This is a genomic window from Streptomyces sp. NPDC102274, from assembly GCF_044766385.1.
Classification (GTDB): Bacteria; Actinomycetota; Actinomycetes; order Streptomycetales; family Streptomycetaceae; genus Streptomyces.
Map to the genome: position 1 here is coordinate 12,064 of NZ_JBIWLW010000038.1, position 19,259 is coordinate 31,322.

Consider the following 19,259-nt stretch of genomic DNA (forward strand, 5'->3'; position numbering starts at 1 on the left):
TATACGGACCGATTTGGCGTCCTGGGGGGTTGTGGTGGAGTCGGGAGCGGGTGTGGGGACGAGTACGACGATGTACGCCGCCGTGGACTGGGCCGATCGGTGGCTGGACTGCGCGGTCATCGCGAAGGACGGCACCCGGCTCGCGTACCGACGCATCGTCTACAAGGACACCGACGACCCGGTCGCGGACTTCATCGCCCTGCTGCGTTCCTGTAACCGGACACGCTGGCCCAGGATCCCCGTGGGGACCGAGGACCCCAGCGGCCTCTTCTTCCAAAGCCTTGAGGCCGCCGGGCTGACCGTCATCGGCATCGACCCGATGCTGGCCGCACGCGCCCGCAAAGCCACCACGCTCGGGCTCACCAAATCCGACCGGGAGGACGCCTTTCTTCTCGCCGGCATGGTGGCCTCCGGCCGCTTCCGCCCCACCCCTCCCAGCACGCCCGAAGCACGCGCGATCGGCGTACTCGCACGGGCACAGGCCGCAGCCGTCGACGCCCGGCAACGCGCCCAGCACCAGCTGCGCGCCGGACTGGTCACCTACTACCCGGCCGCCGTCACCGCCTGGCCCAAACTGCGCCTGGCCCACCCGCAGGCCCGGGCCGTCCTGGCCGCCGCCCCCACCCCGACCCGCGCCGCATCACTCTCACGCGCCGAGATCGCCGAGGCCCTGCGCCGCGGCGGCCGGTGGCGCACCGTCCTCGACGAGGCCGAGCGCCTCCACCTCCACTTCCGCCGGCGCGCCTTACGGACCCATCCGCTTGTCGAGGACGCACGAGGAGTCGAGATGCTGGCCCTGCTCGACAACCTCAACCACGCGTGCCGTACGGCTGCCATGCTCACGCAGAGCCTGGACCAGGCATTCACCGCCCACCCGCACGCAGCGGTGATCCAGTCGGTTCCCGGCATCGGTACCGTCCTGGGCGCCCGGATCCTGGGCGAGATCGGCGACGCAGGGCGTTTCCCGACCGCTCGCGGACTGTGCGCGTACGCCGGCGTCGTCCCCGTCGCGTGGGCCAGCGGCCTGTCCCAGCGAGTCTCCTACCGCCGCTTCGCCAACGACGCCCTGCGTGACGCCCTGCGGCAGGCGGCGTTCTGCGCCCTGACGAAATCCCCGGGCGCGGCCGCCTACTACCGGGCGCGGCGCGAACGCGGAGACAACCACAACACGGCACTGCGCAACCTCGCCGCACGCCTCACCCGGTGCCTTCACCACTGCCTGGCCACCAGCCACTTGTACGACGAGGCGCTGGCGTTCCGCGACAGGGCGCCGGTTGGGGTGCCGGAAGCGGTATGAGCCCTGTCCCGTCGGAGACGGAAGGAGAAGACCGGGTTTCGCACGCCGCCCCGGCCTTCTCCTCTCGTCCCCGGCCAGGGACGGGAAACAGGGGCGGACGGACGGCGCCGGGAGATGCCCGAAACATCCCGGACCACCGAGTCCCGACGTGGGAATGGCGCCCGTCATACCGTCTGTCCGCCTCACCGCCGCCCCGACGCGCCCTGCGCGGGGCGGCGGCAGGCATCCGGAGAGCGCCAGGAAGGAAGACATGACTGACGAAACGTACCTCGGGGTGCTCTGCGCATTCCTGACAGAACAGGCCCCGGCCCCAGGGTGGTGGAAGGACAGGGCACGCCGCTGGGCGCGGTCGGCAGGTGCGCCGGGCAGCGGGTACTTCCTCGCCGTTTCGCCGGTAGACCTCTTCATAGCGGCGCACGAAGCCGGGCTGCCCGTCGCGCACGAGCAGTCCGGAGACGACGAGCGGCAGCAGAGAGTCCACGACAACGTGATGGCGGTTGTCCTGGCGGCGCATGCCGTACTCGCCGCCAGAGGGTGGGGTCACCGTGCTGGCGGCCCCAGCATCGGCGAAGCCGTCGGCTCTCTGGCGGGTCTGCCCATGGGCTCTCTGGAGGTCACTCTCAGGTGCCTCATGCAAGGCCGGCCGGAGGGCTTCAAGCGGCTCCTCTTCCACTGCGAGACCGTGACGGAGTGCGTGGACCTGCGCACGGTGGCCGCACTCGCCTACAGCACGCCGTGCACGTTGAAACCAACTGCCCTGTGGACCAATCCCACCGGCCACGGCCCCGAACCGACCCGCTACGAATCCTGGGTACCCATGACGGAATTCGCCCGATCCGTCTGGAGATCCAGGAACAGCCGCGAACAGCATGAATGAAACCTGCTTATACGGAGGACGGCCGTCGTCGGAGGCAACAGCACCAACGGCACGCTCGACGCTCGCTTCCATAACCCTGTGCCTTGGACGAACATCAACAGGCTCAACCCCGCCGCCGGAGGAGCACTTGAGACCGACGCCACTGTCGAGGTCGAAAAGGGATTCAACCCGCAGACGCGGGGACCGCACTTCGTGACCTGCGTGCTACGGCACTTCGGCGGCTACGTCATCACTGCTGCGGACCCGACGACAACGGCCGCAGCTCGTCCGGACATCCTGCCCTGGAACGACCAAGGGCCCCGTCCCCCGGGCCGGGCCGGGGGCGGAGGCAGTACACAGCGGGTCAACAACTGTTCAGGATGCCTCCGAGCGCGGCCTTCTCTGCGGAGTCGACGCTCAGGTTGTAGTAGTCCTTCACCTGCACCCAGGCGCGGCTGTGCGCGCACCTGTAGGAGGCGAGGGGGACCATCCACTTCCCCGGGTCCTTGTCGCCCTTCCCTTGGTTGATGTTGTCCGTGACGGCGATGAGCTGCGGTCGGGTCAGGTCGTTCGCGAAGCCCTGCCTCTGCGCCGTCGTCCAGACGTCCGCGCCGCTCCTCCACGCCTCCTTGAGCGGCACCACATGGTCAATGTCCAGATCAGACGCGTCGGGCCAGGTCGCGCCGTCGTACTCCGAGTACCAGGTACCGGCGACCGCCTGGCACGCCGCATTCTGCGTCACGTCCTGGCCGTCGCGGTGGAGTACGACCTCGCGCGTGTCACACGTGCCGGCTTGGGTCGTCCAGTGCGGGAACTTCGTACGGCTGTACCCGGGCGGAGTCACCTCTTCGACGACGGTGAGCTGAGCCAGCTGACCGCGAGCGGTCGCTGCGTCCACCGGATTGGGCATGGCGCGGACAGCCGGCCCCATCGCGTCCGCAGGCGCGGCTCCAGCGAATGCGTGACGACAGCTCAGGCCCCAGATCGGGCTCCCGTCGGCGGCCAGGGCCGATACCTCGCGGGGGTGGTGTGGCGGACGGCTCCGTCGCTTGGCGGTTGAGGCCCCTTCGGGCAGGCGAGCGTAGGGGTTGGCGGAGGTATCCGGTCCCCCGTCGTCAGGGACGATGAAGCCATACCCTGTGTACGCGTGAAACCACTTCACGATGCCCGAAGCCATGCTGATCCTGTACCGGAGATGGGCCGCTGCTGTGCCCCTTGCCCAGACGGCGACTGGTCCCCGGGCAAGGGACACGGGCCCCGGGGCAGGGGCCCTCATGCCTCTCGCGGCCGTTCCACCGCGCGACCGCGCTGGGCTCAACCGGCAGGCACTGGGGCGGAGTCAGCGACTGCGGCTGGGCGTCGGAGGGGCCGGTGAGGGTGGGAGCTTGCTGTCGCCCGGGTGCTGGGTGTGGCTGGTCTGGTGGTTCGGCGGGGGTGTGGGGGCTTGTCGTACGGATTGGTCGTATGCGTCGCCGAGTTCTGTGGTGAGGTGCTGTAGGAGGCCGACTGGCGTGTGCGGGGAGAAGTTGACGGTCCAGGTCGGCCGGCGGAGGGTGTTGCCGCCCCAGAGCGTCCAGGTTGCCAGGGAACTTTCGGGCTGGAACCGGGCGGCGAAGGCGTCGAACTGGAGGCCCACGGGATCGCCGTTCGGCGGCGCCCACCGGATCCAGCTCCCCTCGACGGTCTGCTTCCAGCCCGCTTCGGTCAGCGGTTTCGTTGCCTCGGCGATGGCCTGCTCGGAGACTGGTGTGCTGTGCCCGGCTGCGTAGGCGTCTTCGGACGCGAGGTGGTCGAGGAGGGTGCGCATGACCTCGGCCGGTGTGCCGGTGCTGGCGGTGGCGTGCCAGGTGCGGGCACCGACGGGTGATTCGTAGGCGGCGATGGTCCAGGCGATGTCGTTGACGTATGCCTCGTGGACGAACATCACGCGCAGGGTGAGCGATTCGTGGCTGACGACGGTGGTGTTGTCGTCCCAGGTCCGGTACTTCTCCCACTCGCCGTGCATTTCGAGGAAATCGTTCAGCAGGGCTTCGTGATCGCCGAGATCCCTGGCATACCCGGGCTCGCTCTGTTGCGCAGGGGTGGCCGTCTCGGACACCGCTGTGGCAGGTGACTCCGACGGCGGAGCCTCGGCCGTGGCGTCCAGGGCCTGCGCGGCGGCCCGTTCGGTGTCGGTGGCGGGCGCCGGTCCGGGGCGGACGGTGTCGCCGTAGAACTGGTGGAACGCCGCGATGGCTTCTGCGGGCTTGTCATAGACGAGGGCGACTTGGCGCAAGTGGTTCTCGCCGTGCAGGTGAATGCTCTGGCCGTGGCGGTAGCTGCCGACGGCCACGATGGTCCAGCCGTCATCAGCGTGCAGGTGGATGGTGAGACGGCCCGAGACGATGTCGTCATGGATCTTCTGCGCCTCGTTGGAGACCTCGCGGATCTCGTCGCGGTTCAGCCAGTCCAAGGCGTAGTTGACCCAGGTCCATTCGGTGTCGATGTCCGCCTGCAGGCCGGGCGTGATGTCGACGGCGGCACCGTGTTCGCGCAGGGCGCGGGCGGCCTGGTCGGCGTAGTGGTGCTCCTCGTGGTCGATGCGGGCCAGGACCATCGTCTGCTCGCCGGTCGGGCGGAAGCCCTGGACGCTCAGCAGGGCGCGGGCAGTGGAGGCGCCGGAGCCGGTGATCGTGGCGACGACCGCGGAGGAATGGTCGGGGTGAGCCGCGAGGTGAACGTGTGCGTGGAGGGCGGGGTGGGGCAAAGGGGCCTCGGTTCTGGTTGGGGTTATCGGGTGGTTCGGGCCGTCGACGAGGGGACGGTGGCGCGGGGAGGCGGGCCGGCGCGGGTGACGGCCGGCGTGCGCGGAGCGCGGGGCGCGACCAGCGGCTGCGGGCTGGTGCGCTGCCAGCGGGCACGCACGGAGGTGAGGTCGGCCAGTGCGCGGCGGCAGCCGGTGATCAGCTGGTGCGGAGTGTTGGCCGCATCGTCGGTGAACGCGCGGATCCGCAGACTGACGGCGTGGGCCCGGTGGAGCAGGGCACGCTGCAGGATCTTCTCGCCCCAGTGCTCGGGGGAACCGGTCGGCGTGGAGACCAGGGCCATCAGGCCGGCCGGTGTGAGGTTGGCGGTCAGCAGCCCCTGGTGCTGGGCCTCCCAGAGCACGGTCACCGCGTCGACGACGTCACCGCGGTGCGCGAGCGCGGTCAGACACCGGTACAGCCGGCCGTGGAGCGGCAGCGCGAAGTCATCCGGCCGCAGCCACCGCATCGCCTTCACCTCGTCCGGATGAGCGGTGGCGGTGGCGAGGAGCAGGCGCTCCTCGTCCAGGGCCTCTTCGCTGGTGTCACGTAGCGGCACCGGCGGCAGCGACGTGCGTGGAAGGGAACCAGAGTGCGGAGCGAACTCGGCCACGAGGTCATCCAGGTACCGGGCCAGCGTGTCGGCCTGAGCGAGGACGACCGGGACCGGGGCGGGCAGGGTCGTGTCGGTCGCAATCTGGGCCAAGTGCTCGGCGTGCGTGCCGACGGTCCGGCGGGCGTGATCGGCCCGAATCATGCCCGCGTACGCCACGGCGTGCTGGGGCCGGGGACAGACCTGGGTCAGGGCGTGGAGGTAGGGCGCGGTCAGCCCGCGCGTTTCGGACTTCGCTTCCTCCAGAACGTCGTGGAGCCAGGCCGGGTCCTTCCGGTGCTGCTCGGGGTCGGGCGCGGGAACGCTGCGCATGGCGGCGAACAGGGCGCTGTGTGCGGGGTTGCCGAAGTGGGCGGGTTCCAGGCTGTCGAGGGCCTGTAGCCGGTGGGGTTCGAGGAGGAGTGCGCCGAGGAGGGCCTGCTCGGCGTAGTGCACCGGCAGCGGCGCAGACGGGTCTTCCGGAGCATCGCCCTGGTCGGAAGCAGGAAAGGGAGACATCACGCGGCGAGGGTGAAGTCGTCGGGGCTGACGGATGTGCCGAGGTGCGGAGCGAGCAGATGAGCGGCCAGCCGCGGGGGGACGGCGTTGCCGATCTGGGCGAATGCCTGGCCCTTGTTGCCGGCCCACGGGTAGTCGGCCGGGAAGGTCTGCAGCAGGCCCGCCTCCTGAGCGGTGATTCGGATCGATTCCGGTGCAGGAGACTGCTCAGTGTCTTCATCGTGGGAGGGTTCGGCGATCCAGACGCACTCGTTGGCGCGGTGACCGAAGAACAGCGTCCCGGCCGGCTCCTCGATGGAGCGGATGGTCGCGTGGGCCTGGTTGTTGCTGCGCAGCGACCAGGACCAGCGGTGGTCCCCGGCCGGACGGTACCCGCGTGTGCCCTGCGATCCGGGCTGAGTAGACCTTTCGTCACCGGACGTGTGGTCGATCTCCTGTGTGATGGGCGGCTGTTTCCAGGTGCCGCGGGCGCGGGCGTCGGCCAGTATCTTGCGAGAGCCGGAGGGGAAGGGTTCGGGTCCGCCTCCGGGACCGCCGCCCGCGCACACGGTCGGCACGGGCCGGTCGGTGGCACCCCAGCCGAGGGCCTCGGCCATGGACACCCATCGTTCACGGCCCGGACCGAACAGCGTCTCCGGCTCCGGGCTGCGGGCGTGAGTGGGTTCGGGGGGCGCGGCGGTGCGGGTGCGGGAGGCGAGCAGGATCGCCCGCCTCCTGGTCTGGGGGACGCCGTAGTCGGCGGCGTTGAGGATTCCTGCCCATGCGGAGAATCCCCAGGTGCGCAGGATCGCGGCGTAGTGGCGCCACAGCGGCAGCACGTCCGGTACTTCCTCCATCGCGATCCACTCGGGTTCGCCGACGGTGTGGAGGGCGTGCAGGTAGCGCATGGGCTCGGCGGCGAGGAGGGAACGCGGGTCCCGGCAGGCGCCCACCAGCTGTCCGCGGGTATCGCGGCCCTGGGCGAGGTCGGCGACGGCCTGGTGGACCAGCGGCTGGTCGAGAAGTCCTAGGCGCTTGCCCGCCCTCGACCACGCCTGACAGGGCGGACTCGCGATAAACCCGGCTGTCCGTCCGAGGAAAGGCCACACTGGATACTGGGCGACGTCGGTGCGAATGGTCAACTGCCCGGCTGCGGATCGCGTTTTACAGGCCCATTCATCCCACTCCAGTCCCACGTCGGGGACGCCGAGAACCGTCAAAGCGTGGCTCCAGCCACCCGGACCCGCGAATAGGTCCAGGATCAAGAGGCCAGCCCGAAGTCGTCCTGCACCGGCTCCTGGTCGGTTCCGCGGCACGCCCACGGGGAACACCCGTCGATAACGCCCTGCTCCATTTCCTGCGGGTCGGACGTGATGTCGCCGAATTCCTGCTGGAGGGCTGCCCATTCGGCGGCGGTGACATGGTCGATCGGCGCTTCGCTGAGTGGCACGCGGGAGCGGTGGAGGAAGGCGTGCCTCAGCAGCTTGTTGCCGGTCTGGTTGGCGCGTGCGTTCCCGTGGCGGATTGCGGCGTCGAAGGCGACCACGTCCGCCCACTCGGACGGGGATGTGTCTCTGATATGTCTCCACTGGGCGTTGCCGTGGAACGGACATCCCAGGCAGCTCGACTTGGGGGTGTCGGCCAGGCCGAGTGCGGTGAGGTAGCGGACGCAGTCGGTGCGCGACCAGTCCAGGTCCACGATCAGCGGGTGGCGGTTGTGCATGTATTTGACGTCGGAGTCTTTGGCGCGGTGGAATTCGTCGGTGCTGATGCCGACCCACTGCTCGACGAACACGCTCTTCGGGATGCGTGCCGGATAGGGGTATCCGAGGATTTCCCGGACTTTCTTCTTGATCGGCTTTATTTTATATTCGCCGGTGCATTGCCGTCGTGTCATCCCGGGGCGGCCGTCTTTGTTCAGGATGTAGAGAGGCATGGACGCGAACCGGTGATCCGGGTCGAGAGCGTCGTTGCGGATGTTACCGGAGGAGACGCGCAGGATGGGTATTTCTGCGGGCTGGGCTATCTCGCGTTCCAGGCGGTCCAGGTGCGTATATACGGCCTGCGGTTCCCATCCGGTGTCGGCGAAAATGGCATAGTCGACCTTGGGAAGAATGCCTTTTGCGGACAGGGCGAGCAGTGCGCTGGACTGGATTCCGGCACCGAGTGAAAGAATGCGGAGGCGGGGCGTCGTCGAAATGGTCTGTTCCAGGGTTCGGTCTGTGGAAGTGGCTGGGCAGAGAGCGGGGTCAGCGCTGTCCACGGCTCGGCGGCGGTGTGGGGGAGTTGCCGGCCTGGCCGGTCACGGAGGGCTTCGTGGTGGGTTGGCCGAAGGCGCGGTGTGCCTGTGCGAGGTCGGTGGCCAGCTGGCGGATGATGGCAGCGGCGTGCGCGAACTGTCCGGCGGCCTGTTCGGGAATGCCGGTGCGCCGCTCGGCCCACAGGGCCGCGCGGCCGAGGACGGTGGCGAGGTAGGGGAGCTGGGCGGCGGTGGCTTCGAGGATGGCCTGTTGCTCGTCCTGGTTGAGTGCCTCGTAGGAGGTGTCGGCGAGTTCGCGCAGACTCGCCGGGGCGGGCTTGGGGTCGAGGGGCAGGCCGTAGAGGTCGGCGTGGACCCGCTCGGCGATCCTGATCAGCGGGGCGCCGGAGGAGCGGTTGCCGTAGTCGGATGCGGACTGGGGGCGGACGCTGAAGTTCGCGATGATGTCGCGGACGGGGACATCTACGGAGATGCGGTTGGCGAGGGCACGGGCGACGTCATCGACCGTGGGCCGGTCAATATACGTGGTGATCATCCTTCTTCGGGCATGCATCGGCCGCGAGAGTCCGGCGGAGACGTGGCGTCCCGGGGCCGGAGGTGCCGTCCTGCGCCCCGCGCGCCGGCTGACGCGCGGGGCGTGTGGCTGGGGCGTTACGTTGCGGAGGTGACGTCGTGCCTCTCCGGGTAGTGGCCGGAGGGCGCTTCAGCGGCTGCGTGCGGGGGCTGGTGTGGGGCGTGCCGGTTTCGCGGCGGCGTGGGTGCTCAGAGCGGCCGGCTCCCGTTGGCTCGTCGTGGCGCTGGCGGCTGCGAGCGCACGGCGGCCGGCGGTGGTGAGGTGGAGCCGTTGCCGGCCCGGGGTGTTGGGCCGGTCGTGTCGTGTGAGGAGGTTCCTGGATTCCAGGGACTGAATCGTGGTGAGTGGTAGGGGGAGCTCGCGGCTGCTGACGTACTGCATACCGTCTGTCTCGCAGACCTCTACCCGACCGCGGGCGGTCGCTCGCAGGGCGGCGTGCTGGACCGGCGAGAGGGATGTGCGCTTCTCTGAGGCGAGCCAGGGGGTGTCGCGGATCTGGTCGTGCAGTTCGGTGGCGAGGGATTCGGCGATGCCGGCGGCGTCCTCGGGGGCGAGGGCGGTGAGTTCGCGGGCGGTCTGGAGCTGGCTGCGAGCATCGAGGAGGGCGTGCTCGTAGGAGTGGTACGGGTCGTCGTGGTCCGGGGTTTCGGCGCGGGTGGCGTCGATGATGTCCGCCGCGTCGGTGAGGTGGTCCGCGGCGGCGGTCGTGAGGAACGCGATCTGCTTGAGACGGACTTCCGCGTCACGGACAGCACCGCTGCGCCGGGGGAACTGGCAGTTGACGGCGTCGAGGGCGTTGAGAGTGCTGTGGGCGAGACGCTGGACTGCGGGGATGTACGCGTGGAGCGTGCCGGCGGTCGCGCTGTTGAGAGACAGCCCGGCCAGGGCGTCGTCGTGGCGGGTGAACGTGCCGGCGAGGACTAGCAGGCGCTCGGGCAGAGAAGGGGTGTCGTCGGGCATAGAAAGGGTGTGCGGCTTCCGTGTGTAGAGGAGTGTGGGCAGTGGAGTCGGGCGGTGGCGGCCGGTGCGGCCCACGCCGCGGCATGGTGGGCGTTGACGCGGTCGCCGCGCACGGTCGTGGTCAGTACGTCGCCGGCGGCAGGGCGAACAGTGGGATCCTGCGGAACGGTGAAGGTGTCTGGCACGTTGGTGCTGCTGTCAGCGGTGCTGGATTGTGCCCGGAGCCGGGGTGTCACGGCCGGTGACTGCCAGCGAACGGGGCGGCCCGGAAGGGTGGTTGGTGGTGGGCCTCCCACCAGGATGCCGCTGGCTTGGGCCAGCTCGAAGTCCACGAAGGGCCTACGGGACAAGCGGACGAGCGAACCGATCGCGTCTGTGATCTTGTTTGTTCCGCCCGCGGCCAGATGCCACGGCTGACGAGGTCGACGGTGTCGCGAGGCTGTCACCGGCTCCTTCCGTCTGCTTTGCCGGCCGTATGCACCTTTCCCGGTGGGGCCGTTGGGGCAGGGCCAGGCTTCTGGGTATCCAGGACCCACCTTCCGGCGGCGGTGATAGTGATGCTCTGGCCCGCGAGCGCGGAGTGTTGAGCGGAGGCTGTCGTGCTGACGTGGACAAGGCGGTGCTTGTATATCGCTCCGAAGGGCTTTGCGTGGATGGTGCTGCCGTCACCGGCCAGGACGCTCATACCTCTGCCCCGGCTTTCGTAGCGGTGGGCACCGGCTTGAGCGATCTTGTCGAGTGCGGCGTACTGTGCGGCCGTCAGGGTTGGGAACCGCGGGGCGTGCTCGGGGTGGTCCTTGAGATCGCGGGTGATACCGGAGGCGGTGTACCGGCAGGAGGTCGCGCACAGGTCGAGGTGGTGTGCGGCGGTCGTCAGGCTCTCGGCCAGGAGGGGCGCGGCCTCGGCATGCCGTGCCCGGCGCACGGCCACGTCATCGACCGGCGGGCCGCCCGGGAAGAAAGCGGCGTCCAGCGGGTTGCCGGCCACCGCCCTCGCCAGCTCCGAGGCAGCGACGGAAGCGGAGGCGACGACGGAGCTGAGCGTCTCCAGCGAAGCCCGGCTCCCGGGAACGGCCGTGTACTGGCTGCCGTCAAGCACGGACAGACGAACCAGCGTGCGGCCGACCAGCTCGTGGACGGCCAGGATCCGGGGACTGAGCTGCTGCAGCATCTCGCTCCCTGGCTGGGCGTCCAGGGCGGTGAGGGAAGAGTGGAGGGCGGCGAAGTCGGCGCCGAGCTGTCGGAGATGGTCGATCTGCCCGAGCAGGTCGATCTGGCGTATGCCGATGGTGGGGCTCCGGTGCGTCGGGAGTCAGCGGGTCTGCCGACTGGTCGTGAGGCCGGCTGGCGGTCACCGTGAGGGCCGGCTGGTTCGGGGGTGGCTTGTCGGGGGTGTCAGCGGTGCGGGGCGCTGGCCCGTGACGTTGCGGGTTCCTGACGAGGGGCGGGCAGGACACGGCGGGCTGGTGGGCCGGCTGATGGTCAGCAGGGGTGTGCCGGAGGCGGGGTCCTGGTTGACGGCCAGTACGTTGTCGCCGGCCTGCAGCTGAGCGGCGGGGATGCGCAGGGTGGGCGCTTCAGGTGCACGGGGCCCGGTGGCGTCCGGCCCTTCGCTAGGCGTGCCGGGCTTGGCGGCGTTCGGGTTCTCTGTGATCGCGGACTCGGGTGGCCAGCTGGCCTGTATGCGCTGGTGCAGTGTGGCGGCCGTGCAGTTCGTCCGGGCATCGAGCGCCCACTGGTGCAGCGGCCGGGTCTCGCCGAATGCGGTGACGGGTATGGCGTAGTCCGGTTCACCCGGTCCCTGCAGCAGGGCTGCCCTGAATCGCATTCCGTTCGTGAACACGCGGGTGTAGAGCGTCTGGTAGGTGATGCCGCTCTGTTCGGCCCAGCCGCGGAGGGTCAGGGACCGGTCGAAATGGGTGAACAGCAGCGGCGGCTCGTGGTTCTTGTGGCGGGTGATCGTGTCCTCGGGGTCCCAGCCGAGGGCGAGCCGCCCCCGGAGAGTCGGCTTCGTCACCGGGCAGCGCGGATCCTGTGCCCACGCGCTGAGCGTCTTCGCTTCACCGAACGCCTCGATATCACCGCGCGCCAGTTCCCAGTTGTGACGCCCCGTGCTGGTGCCTCCGCGTGACGTGCCGTGCTGCCGCTCTGAGGCGGGCGTCACCGGTCCGCCCCTCGCCGTTGGGCTGCGGCCGGTGTACCCGACACCGCACCCCGGGCGACAGGGGGCGCATCGTCGGCCGAGCCGATGAAGACGTCGTGGTGGTGGTCGGGGAAGGTCATCAATATTCGGTTTCTGGGATCGGGTCTTTCGCGGGCGGAGGTGATGCCGTCCTGCCGGACGGCAAAGGGAGTGCGGCAGCTTCAGTCTTCCCAGAGGGTGCGGGCGATGTGCTCGGTGCCTCGCTCGGCCCTGGGGCGGGGGTTGCTCATGCCGCTGTCCCGAAGTCGGTCTGTTGCGGGGCGGCCTTGGCGACGGCGCGCTGGGTGATGTTGTCCGAGGCGTGTTCGGATGCGGCGGTCAGTTCGTGGGCGCCGGGTTCCAGATACCAGGGGCGCAGGTCGAGCATGGCGACGCGCATTCCGGTGGCGAAGCAGAGTGCGGTGCCCTTGGCCAGGGCGCGGATGGCGTCGGCGGGCAGGATCCGTTCCTGCCGCATGCTGAAGCTGGTCGACTTGCCGGAGTCCGAGAGCGAGGTCGACTTCGTTTCGACGTCGTGGTCGCCGATCAGCCGGGACAGCTTGTCCGCGAAGTCCGGGTCGTCGATGCCGGATCCGATGACCTTGATGGTGGAGGCGGACCAGAGGGCGTCCATGCCGGCGTCGCCCCAGACTTTCTGGCCCTGGCGGTAGGACTGCAGGATGGTGATCGGGATGATGCCCCGGGAGCCGAGGTGGGAGTAGAGGTCGGGCAGGTCCGAGATTTTGCAGACGTTGGCGGCTTCGTCGAGTATCGCGAGCAGGGGCGGGTCGAGGCGTCCGCCGGCGCGTTCGGCCTGGGCGGTCGCGGCCCGCATGACGGAGTCCGCGCATGCGGCGATCAGCGCGCTGGCGCCGCCTCCGCCGTCCTTCGACAGCAGGTAGAGCGTGTCGGTGCTGGTGACGAAGTCGGACGGCCGGAATTCGGGAATGTTCTTCTGCGGGGTGACCCAGGCGGCGATCTGCGAGTTCAGCAGGGCGGCGGCGTACTGGCGGGCCGTCTCGTAGATGCCGTCGCGTGTTTCCGGCGGCCCTTCGACGGTGCCCTTGAGCTGGGCGGCGACGGCCGTGAAGCTGTGGTCGCGGAGGATATCGAGCGGGGTGCGGTCGGCGGGAAACGCGAGCCACTGCATGACGTCGGTGACCGGCCGCTCGTCAAGAGCCGCGGCCAGGAAGAGCTGGCTGAGGATGTTGGATCCGGCCTTTGACCAGAAGTCACCCTGCTGGGAGGCGTCCACCGATGCGGCGAGGAAATGCCCGGCCAGCCGTCCGGCACCGTCGAGGGTCTTGGCGTCGGCGAGCGGATTCCACCACATGGCCCGCTCGGCATGGGCGATCTGCTGGGGGTCCATCGACCACGTCCGCCCCACCCGTGTACGTGCGTCGAGGGTAGCGGTGTAGGCGTCGCCCGCGGCCTTGTTCGAGGTGAGCAGGACGGGGCCGGGCGCGTTGAGGATGGACGGGATGGCCAGGCTCGTGGTCTTGCCCGAGCGTGGAGCCATGATCGCGACGGCGACATCCTCGTACCCCATCCGGACCTCGTGCCTCGTGCCCTGCAAATTGCCCAGGAGGATGCCTGAGTCACGGGCGTCGATGTGCTTGGCGTCCTTCAGACTCGGCCGCAGCGAGCGGGCTTTGGCGGTGATCGCCTTGGCGAGCAGAGGCTCGATATCCCTGTGCTTCGCCATCCCGGCGACCCGCTTCGCCTTGCCGCTTCCGCTCTTGTGGCGGGTCCACCACAGGGCGCCGGCGACGGCGAGCGTGATCGTGATCAGCAGCGGGATGATGAGTGCGCCGACCAGCTGGGCGGTGTGCCCGGTGGTGGGCCAGAGCTGGTCGCGGTGGAAGAGGGCGTCGGCCGGCTGGTAGGGCGTCCAGGGACCGGAGCCCATGAGCCAGGCGGTGGTGTTCCCGCCGAGCCAGGCGAGGTTGGACAGGGGGACAGCGATGGCGACGGCGCCGAGAAGGATCTTGAAGGCTATGTCGTAGCCGTCGCTGGAAGGGGGAGAGGGGGTGGGCAAGGAGGCGGATCCAGAGGGAGAGGAGGAGTCATGTGGGTGGCGTCAGCGGGTGCGTCGGTGTTGAGCGGTGTCCGGTGGCCGCGGGGCGGGGGCCGGAGGGTGGGGCGTCCGGTCGGCGAGGGTCTTGACGCGGTTCTCCAGCGGGAAGGCCACGTCGATGGCCGGGCGTTGGGTTCGGGTGACGTGGGTATGGCGTCGGCTGTGGGCGGGGATGCGGAGCCGGTGGGGATCCCGGGGCAGCGGGGTCTGGTCGGCGAGCGCGCGGGTGAATCCGGCGATCAGGTGTGCGGGTGTGTCGCGGCTGAAGTACGCCTGCCAGATCAGTCCCTCGGGGTCCCCGCTGACCGTGGTGTTGACGAACCAGCTGTTGGAGGCGCCGTTGTTGACGTGTTCGACGTGGGAGATTCCGTCCGGGGAGGTGAGGCCGTCGTGGTTGTGGGTGTCCTGCCAGCCGGCCTGCCGCAGAGGCTCGTACGGGTCGGGAGTGGGCGTTGGCCCGGCTTTGGGGGCGGTGAGTGTGTCAGTGAGTCCGGCGATGATCTCGACCGGGGTGCGGGCGTCGAAGCTCACCGACCAGGCCCGCTGTTCGCCGACGGGAGCGTGCCGGAGTATCCACCACGGCTCGCTGGGGTGCGGGTCCAGGCGCAGCAGGGCTTTCTGGTCGGGGCTGGAGAGAATGACGCGCGGGATCAGGGGGTCGTGTCCGTGGCTCCAGCCGCAGGCCCGGTGGAGGGGGACGGTGATCCAGGCGGGATCGCCGCCGCCGGCGAGGTAGCGGGGGGCGACCAGGGCCACGTCGATGTTGTTGTGCATGGTCACCTCCTGGCCGCGGCCGAGTGGCCGTCCGGTCGGGGCCGTGCCGGGACGGGCGCCGGAGTCTTGGGTGCGGGTGCTGACAGGGCGTGTTCTGCCGCACGGTGGATTTCGAGGACGGTTTCGCCGGCGCCTGCCCACTCGTCCAGGTAGTGCCAGGCTTCGGCGTTTCGCTCGGCCCGCGCGTCGTCGAACTCCGGGGTCCCCGGCCGGGCGGACGGGGGCAGGCCGTCACGGGTGGTGAGCCATTCGTCCCGCAGTTCGGTGAGCCGGTCGAGCGCGATGTACAGACGGCTGAGCTGCCAGGTCCACCGCGGCTGGATGGCCGTGGGCGGGAGCTGCTGCAGTTGTGTTTCGGCGGTGGTGAGGATGTCTTTGGCGCCGGTGCGGATGCGGTTGAAGGCTTTCCAGGTGTCGGCGTCGCGTTGGCTGGCACGCATGCCGTAGGCGTGGTCGTCGTGGGGCCAGCCGTCGAGGTCGGTGTGCTGGTCGGAGTAGTTGTCCCAGTCGGCGAGGATCTGGTCGGCCTCGCGGATGAACGCGGCGAGTTGTTCCAGCCGGTGCTTGTGTGCGTCGAGGGTGTCTGTCGTTGTCAAGAAGACCTTCCGGGTGAGGGGACGGGCGGGCTGCGCCACGGAATCGGAGAGGGAGCACGGCATCTGTCCGGTTTGGTCGCGCGGGCAAGGCTGGTCAGCGGCGGTGGACCGCGGCTTTGGCGGGCGCGGCGGTGGCCGGGCTGGGCTGTGTCTGGAGCGCCGCCGCGCGGCGGGTTCTGCGGGCGGCGGTCCGGGCGGCCTTGAGCCGGGCCTCGTGCGCGGCGAGGAGGTGCTTGCCCTGCGGGCCGTTCTGTTTCTGGGTGACCAGGTGAGCGTGCGGGACGTCATACATGCCGCGTTGCACGGGTTCGGGGTGTGCCAGGGCGGCGGTGAAGCCGGCGATCAGGTGCCGTGGTGTCTCGTCATCGATGTAGGCGTGCCAGATCCGCTCGTGCCCGCCCAGGCCAGTGGGCAGGGCGGCTTCGGCCTTCCAGGTAGACCTGTTGCTGGTCAGGGTGGTGAACCGGCTCACGCGCATGATGCCGTCCGGGGCGACGGCTTCCTCGGTGCCGTGCTCGTCGCGGTTGTAGGTCCAGCCCGCCGCGACAAGTGGCTGCCACACGTCCGGTTGCTGCTCGGGCGCGGGGAGGATGAGGGCGTCGGTGAAACCAGCGAGGATCTCGGCCGGGGTCTCGCCGCCGAACTCCGCGTGCCAGTACTGTCCGGGCGCCTCCGAAGTGATACGCCACCATGCCTTGTAGGTGGACGGAGTGGGCTCCAAGACGAGGTGGTAGCGGTTGTCGGGGCTGGCCAGGATGACGTGCGGGTAGTCGGGGGCGGAATGGTTTTTCCATCCGGCGGCGCGCAGTGCCTGGGTGATGTGGCGGGGGTCGCCGTGTCCGGCGAAGTGACGTGGAGTGGTGGCGAACTGAATCGTGTCCAGGGGCTCGTTGGCGCGGGTGTGGAAGTACTCGTGGCTCACCGGCTCCTGCCTCCCGTACCGCCGGGCGCTGCGTAGGCGGGGGGTGTGTGGCCGGAGGTGCGGGCGCGGTTGACGGCCCAGCCGCTCTTGGCCCGGGTGGTGCGGGCGGCTGCGAGGCGGTCGCGTTGCCAGGAGCCCAGCTGTGAGGGCAGCACCATGTACGGGGTGGCGGTGACCTGCCGTGCGGCGGCGAAGGGGATTTGGCCGGGCGGACGCAGCAGCGGTCTCGGGTCGGCCAGCGCGGCGGCGAAGCCTTCGACGGCGTGCAGGGGTGCGTTGTCGCTGAATGCCGCGGACCACACCCGGGTGGACGTGCCAGTGGCGGTGGTGGCGTTCGCGCAGGCCCACCAGCTGGCTTGGCCCTCCTCCTGGCAGAACTGGAGCATCGCGGTGCCGTCGGGACTGCTGGCCGTGTGATGGTCCTTCTTCCCCACGGCCCAGTCCCGTCGGGTCAGCGGGCGCCACACGTCGGGGGCGTGCGGTGCGGGGGGCCGGGTGAGAGCGTCGGCGAATCCCGCGAGGATCTCCACGGGCACCGCGGCGCCGAAGATGGCGTGCCAGCCGGCGGCGGCGTCGTTCTTCGGCCCGCCGGACACTGTCCACATCGGCGGGATGATGTGTCCCGCGTAGCCGACACGCACCGTGCGGTCGGGGCTCTCGAAGCAGAGAGGGGAGCCGGCGCGGGGGGCGCGGTCCTTCCAGCCGGAGGCCCGCAGGTATTCGGTGATGTGCCGCAGGTCGCCGCCGCCGGCCAGATGCCGTGGTTCTACGAGGTAGTACGGCTGGGGCACTTCGGCCCCGGCCGGACCCCATCCGGTGGGCCACTGCTGTCTCCGCTTCACCGCCGTCCCTTTCGCCCGGCGGACGGTGCAGGGGGTGGGTTCGGCGCCGGGGCGGGCTTGCCGGTGAGTGCGTGGAATTCACCGGCCTGCATTTCGAGGTCGAGGGCGTGATCGTGGACGCTGTTCGCGGTCCGGGCAAGGTCCTGCCACAGGCCCGGCTCCGCGCCGGGATGGGCGTGTTCCTTCGCGTAGTGGGACGCGGTCGCGAGCAGGGTGCCGGTGCGGCCGAGGATGCCGCTCTCGCTGTCGAGGACCTGGTTCATGATCCGCGCGGCCTCCGCGGGGTCGGCCTTCGCCAGATGGTCGGCGAGCAGGCCGAGCCGGTGGGAGATGTCGCGCGCGAGAAGCACCGCGTAGGGAGTGGAGGTGTCGGTCATATTCCTTCGCAGAATGAGGGGTTACCGCGGCCAGGCACCGGTCACACCGGGGGGGCGAGGCGGCGGGATACGCCCGGAGCCGGCCGGGAGCGAGCCGGACACCGCGCTCACCGCCGCCGACGGCGCAGGCGCGCAGGTAACGGCGGAAGAGGAAGACGGCCAGGCGGGGGCGGCGACCAGCGGTAATCGGAGGCGGGGTGCGGTCGGGATCGGAGATGAGGGTGCTCCAGCAGGCATGAGCGTGGGGGCCGCCCCGGCGCCAACCAGCCCGGGGCGGAGTCAGGCGTCGCGGCGGCGGGACCCGGGCGCGGTGCTGGGCCTGTGGCAGCCCGGTGGTCAGAGTCTGACCGAGGCGGTGCCATGGCCGTTGTCGGGTGTGGCGGTCTCGGTCAGCTCGTGCGCGACCGCGTGGTCGACGGCGGCTGTCCGTGCCCGCCTGGCGTGGCGGGCTTGACCGCTTGCCGCAGCGGGTTCGGCCTTGGGGGCGGGGGATGTTGTCGGTAGTGCTCGCGCATGTCGGCGGCGTGGGCGAGCAGAGCGTCGTGGGTGGTCTGGCCGAACAGCGCAGGGTCGAGATTGCAGCGGTAGCCGGCCTGGGCCAGGAACACCAGGGCGCCGGTGGCCGACTGGCGTATCTCTTCCTCGGTGAGGCCCTCGACCGGAAGCTGCCGCCATACGTACGGGCCGTTGCTGTGCCGTGTGGCGCCGAGATCATCAAGGGCGCCTTCGAGCTGTTTGCCTGCCCCGGTACGCGTGTCGAGGTAGACGCTGTCGTCACCGTAGCGCCGGTAGATTTCGACGTCGGTGCCCGACTCATCGGCGAGACTCATGAGGGCGCTCCCCTTTCTGCGTGTGCGGTCGTTTCGAGGGCGGGGAGTCCCGGATTGCCGTCGAGCGGTGTCATCGGGTTCGGGCGGCTGGCCGGGTGGGAGCCGGCGCGGGCTGGGCCGCGGTGGTCTGCAGCCCGGGACCGCTCGGCGGGTGGCGCATGATGACACCGATGTCGTGACGGGCCAGTTGGGCTCCGGCTTCCCGTACGCAGCGGGCCTGGTGGGCGGTGTCGTCTCCGGAGAGCACGAACGCCTGCTCGCTCGGATCCCAGGTGAATCCGTTCTCGTGGAGGGCCCTGGCCGCTTCCTGGCTGGTGCTCTTCGCGGCGAGGAGGCCGTCGCCGTACCAGGTCATGACCACGCGCTCCGGCTCGGGCGCCGGCGAGAGCGGCGCGGGCGCGGGGTGGTCAACATTGTGCTGGACCAGGGCGGCGGCCTTTTCATAGCGGGGCAGCAGGTCACTTGTGACGTCCTTTGCGGCGCGGGCCGGATCGTCGGGAACGGCGATGCCGTCCGGCTCCCGCACGCCACGGAACGCTTCCGGGCCGAGGCCGGAGGGCGCCATGGCGGCGACGAGGTATTCCTCGTCGTGGCGCGGGCGGCCGATGACGTAGAGACGGGCGCCGTCGTCGCGGGTCAGTACGGCGTCTTGTTCCAGCACGATGTCGGCGATCGCGGCGGAGACCAGGTTCATGTCCCAGACGTCGTCGGCGAGGGGGAACTGGTCGGCGTATTCGGCGTGCCGGTGATATGTGCTGTGCCAGTGGCCGGGCAGTTCGTCGGCGAGGGCGATCCCGAACGACTCCAGGTCGCGGGGGTCTTTCAGGTCGGGCATATGG

The 19,259-nt window shown here is 70.0% G+C and carries 19 protein-coding genes; 2 read left to right on the forward strand and 17 right to left on the reverse strand.

Annotated features, from left to right (window positions below; translation table 11 throughout):
- The first annotated feature begins 52 nt into the window (after nt 1–52).
- Nucleotides 53–1,297, forward strand: coding sequence for an IS110 family transposase (locus tag ACIRQP_RS34875; RefSeq protein ID WP_403897640.1), 1,245 nt, complete (start codon nt 53–55; stop codon nt 1,295–1,297).
- Between the two features lie 250 nt (nt 1,298–1,547).
- Nucleotides 1,548–2,174, forward strand: a complete 627-nt coding sequence (locus ACIRQP_RS34880) for a hypothetical protein (protein WP_403897642.1) — start codon at nt 1,548–1,550, stop codon at nt 2,172–2,174.
- A 343-nt stretch (nt 2,175–2,517) separates the two neighbouring features.
- Here the strand turns inward: ACIRQP_RS34880 and ACIRQP_RS34885 are convergent, their stop codons facing one another.
- The 17 genes from ACIRQP_RS34885 to ACIRQP_RS34965 form a co-directional block, all read right to left on the reverse strand.
- A complete protein-coding gene (locus ACIRQP_RS34885; protein ID WP_403897645.1) occupies nt 2,518–3,084 on the reverse strand; it encodes an HNH endonuclease family protein in 567 nt (188 codons plus the stop codon).
- A gap of 408 nt (nt 3,085–3,492) precedes the next feature.
- Nucleotides 3,493–4,899: a DUF317 domain-containing protein gene (locus ACIRQP_RS34890; protein ID WP_403897649.1), complete on the reverse strand. Its 1,407-nt coding sequence runs from the start codon at nt 4,897–4,899 to the stop codon at nt 3,493–3,495.
- Nucleotides 4,900–4,922: 23 nt separating this feature from the next.
- The gene (locus ACIRQP_RS34895) at nt 4,923–6,047 is read right to left on the reverse strand and encodes a DnaB-like helicase N-terminal domain-containing protein (RefSeq protein ID WP_403897813.1); all 1,125 of its coding nucleotides are present in this window, start codon (nt 6,045–6,047) and stop codon (nt 4,923–4,925) included.
- The gene (locus tag ACIRQP_RS34900) at nt 6,047–7,291 is read right to left on the reverse strand and encodes a DNA cytosine methyltransferase (protein WP_403897652.1); all 1,245 of its coding nucleotides are present in this window, start codon (nt 7,289–7,291) and stop codon (nt 6,047–6,049) included. The genes ACIRQP_RS34895 and ACIRQP_RS34900 overlap by 1 nt, the downstream gene beginning before the upstream one ends.
- Entirely contained in the window at nt 7,288–8,166 is an 879-nt protein-coding gene (locus tag ACIRQP_RS34905) for a hypothetical protein (protein WP_403897815.1), read from the reverse strand. Before ACIRQP_RS34905 ends, ACIRQP_RS34900 begins: the two co-directional genes overlap by 4 nt.
- 109 nt (nt 8,167–8,275) lie before the next feature.
- On the reverse strand, nt 8,276–8,821 hold the full coding sequence (locus ACIRQP_RS34910) for a hypothetical protein (RefSeq protein ID WP_403897654.1): 546 nt from the start codon (nt 8,819–8,821) through the stop codon (nt 8,276–8,278).
- A 168-nt stretch (nt 8,822–8,989) separates the two neighbouring features.
- Nucleotides 8,990–9,820 carry a hypothetical protein gene (locus ACIRQP_RS34915; protein ID WP_403897656.1) on the reverse strand — a complete coding sequence of 277 codons (831 nt, stop codon included), beginning with the start codon at nt 9,818–9,820 and terminating at the stop codon, nt 8,990–8,992.
- Nucleotides 9,821–10,262: 442 nt separating this feature from the next.
- Nucleotides 10,263–10,991: a hypothetical protein gene (locus tag ACIRQP_RS34920; protein WP_403897659.1), complete on the reverse strand. Its 729-nt coding sequence runs from the start codon at nt 10,989–10,991 to the stop codon at nt 10,263–10,265.
- A 180-nt stretch (nt 10,992–11,171) separates the two neighbouring features.
- A complete protein-coding gene (locus ACIRQP_RS34925; protein ID WP_403897662.1) occupies nt 11,172–11,984 on the reverse strand; it encodes a hypothetical protein in 813 nt (270 codons plus the stop codon).
- A 265-nt stretch (nt 11,985–12,249) separates the two neighbouring features.
- The gene (locus tag ACIRQP_RS34930) at nt 12,250–14,040 is read right to left on the reverse strand and encodes a type IV secretory system conjugative DNA transfer family protein (protein ID WP_403897665.1); all 1,791 of its coding nucleotides are present in this window, start codon (nt 14,038–14,040) and stop codon (nt 12,250–12,252) included.
- A gap of 42 nt (nt 14,041–14,082) precedes the next feature.
- Entirely contained in the window at nt 14,083–14,853 is a 771-nt protein-coding gene (locus ACIRQP_RS34935) for a DUF317 domain-containing protein (RefSeq protein ID WP_403897667.1), read from the reverse strand.
- 2 nt (nt 14,854–14,855) lie between these two features.
- Complete coding sequence (locus ACIRQP_RS34940) at nt 14,856–15,449, reverse strand: hypothetical protein (RefSeq protein ID WP_403897669.1); 594 nt, start codon at nt 15,447–15,449, stop codon at nt 14,856–14,858.
- Between the two features lie 94 nt (nt 15,450–15,543).
- The gene (locus ACIRQP_RS34945) at nt 15,544–16,371 is read right to left on the reverse strand and encodes a DUF317 domain-containing protein (protein ID WP_403897672.1); all 828 of its coding nucleotides are present in this window, start codon (nt 16,369–16,371) and stop codon (nt 15,544–15,546) included.
- Nucleotides 16,368–17,213: a DUF317 domain-containing protein gene (locus ACIRQP_RS34950; RefSeq protein WP_403897675.1), complete on the reverse strand. Its 846-nt coding sequence runs from the start codon at nt 17,211–17,213 to the stop codon at nt 16,368–16,370. Before ACIRQP_RS34950 ends, ACIRQP_RS34945 begins: the two co-directional genes overlap by 4 nt.
- Nucleotides 17,210–17,590, reverse strand: a complete 381-nt coding sequence (locus ACIRQP_RS34955) for a hypothetical protein (RefSeq protein WP_403897677.1) — start codon at nt 17,588–17,590, stop codon at nt 17,210–17,212. The genes ACIRQP_RS34950 and ACIRQP_RS34955 overlap by 4 nt, the downstream gene beginning before the upstream one ends.
- Before the next feature lie 389 nt (nt 17,591–17,979).
- Nucleotides 17,980–18,420: a hypothetical protein gene (locus tag ACIRQP_RS34960; protein ID WP_403897680.1), complete on the reverse strand. Its 441-nt coding sequence runs from the start codon at nt 18,418–18,420 to the stop codon at nt 17,980–17,982.
- A gap of 70 nt (nt 18,421–18,490) precedes the next feature.
- On the reverse strand, nt 18,491–19,255 hold the full coding sequence (locus ACIRQP_RS34965) for a hypothetical protein (protein WP_403897682.1): 765 nt from the start codon (nt 19,253–19,255) through the stop codon (nt 18,491–18,493).
- Nucleotides 19,256–19,259 lie beyond the last annotated feature (4 nt).

Bases quoted from the DNA above. Each gene is read 5' to 3' on its own strand.
- ACIRQP_RS34880 (WP_403897642.1), top strand. From the start codon at position 1,548: ATGACTGACGAAACGTACCTCGGGGTGCTCTGCGCATTCCTGACAGAA.
- ACIRQP_RS34885 (WP_403897645.1), bottom strand. From the start codon at position 3,084: ATGGGGCCGGCTGTCCGCGCCATGCCCAATCCGGTGGACGCAGCGACC.
- ACIRQP_RS34895 (WP_403897813.1), bottom strand. From the start codon at position 6,047: ATGTCTCCCTTTCCTGCTTCCGACCAGGGCGATGCTCCGGAAGACCCG.
- ACIRQP_RS34910 (WP_403897654.1), bottom strand. From the start codon at position 8,821: ATGATCACCACGTATATTGACCGGCCCACGGTCGATGACGTCGCCCGT.
- ACIRQP_RS34915 (WP_403897656.1), bottom strand. From the start codon at position 9,820: ATGCCCGACGACACCCCTTCTCTGCCCGAGCGCCTGCTAGTCCTCGCC.
- ACIRQP_RS34920 (WP_403897659.1), bottom strand. From the start codon at position 10,991: ATGCTGCAGCAGCTCAGTCCCCGGATCCTGGCCGTCCACGAGCTGGTC.
- ACIRQP_RS34935 (WP_403897667.1), bottom strand. From the start codon at position 14,853: ATGCACAACAACATCGACGTGGCCCTGGTCGCCCCCCGCTACCTCGCC.
- ACIRQP_RS34955 (WP_403897677.1), bottom strand. From the start codon at position 17,590: ATGACCGACACCTCCACTCCCTACGCGGTGCTTCTCGCGCGCGACATC.
- ACIRQP_RS34960 (WP_403897680.1), bottom strand. From the start codon at position 18,420: ATGAGTCTCGCCGATGAGTCGGGCACCGACGTCGAAATCTACCGGCGC.
- ACIRQP_RS34965 (WP_403897682.1), bottom strand. From the start codon at position 19,255: ATGCCCGACCTGAAAGACCCCCGCGACCTGGAGTCGTTCGGGATCGCC.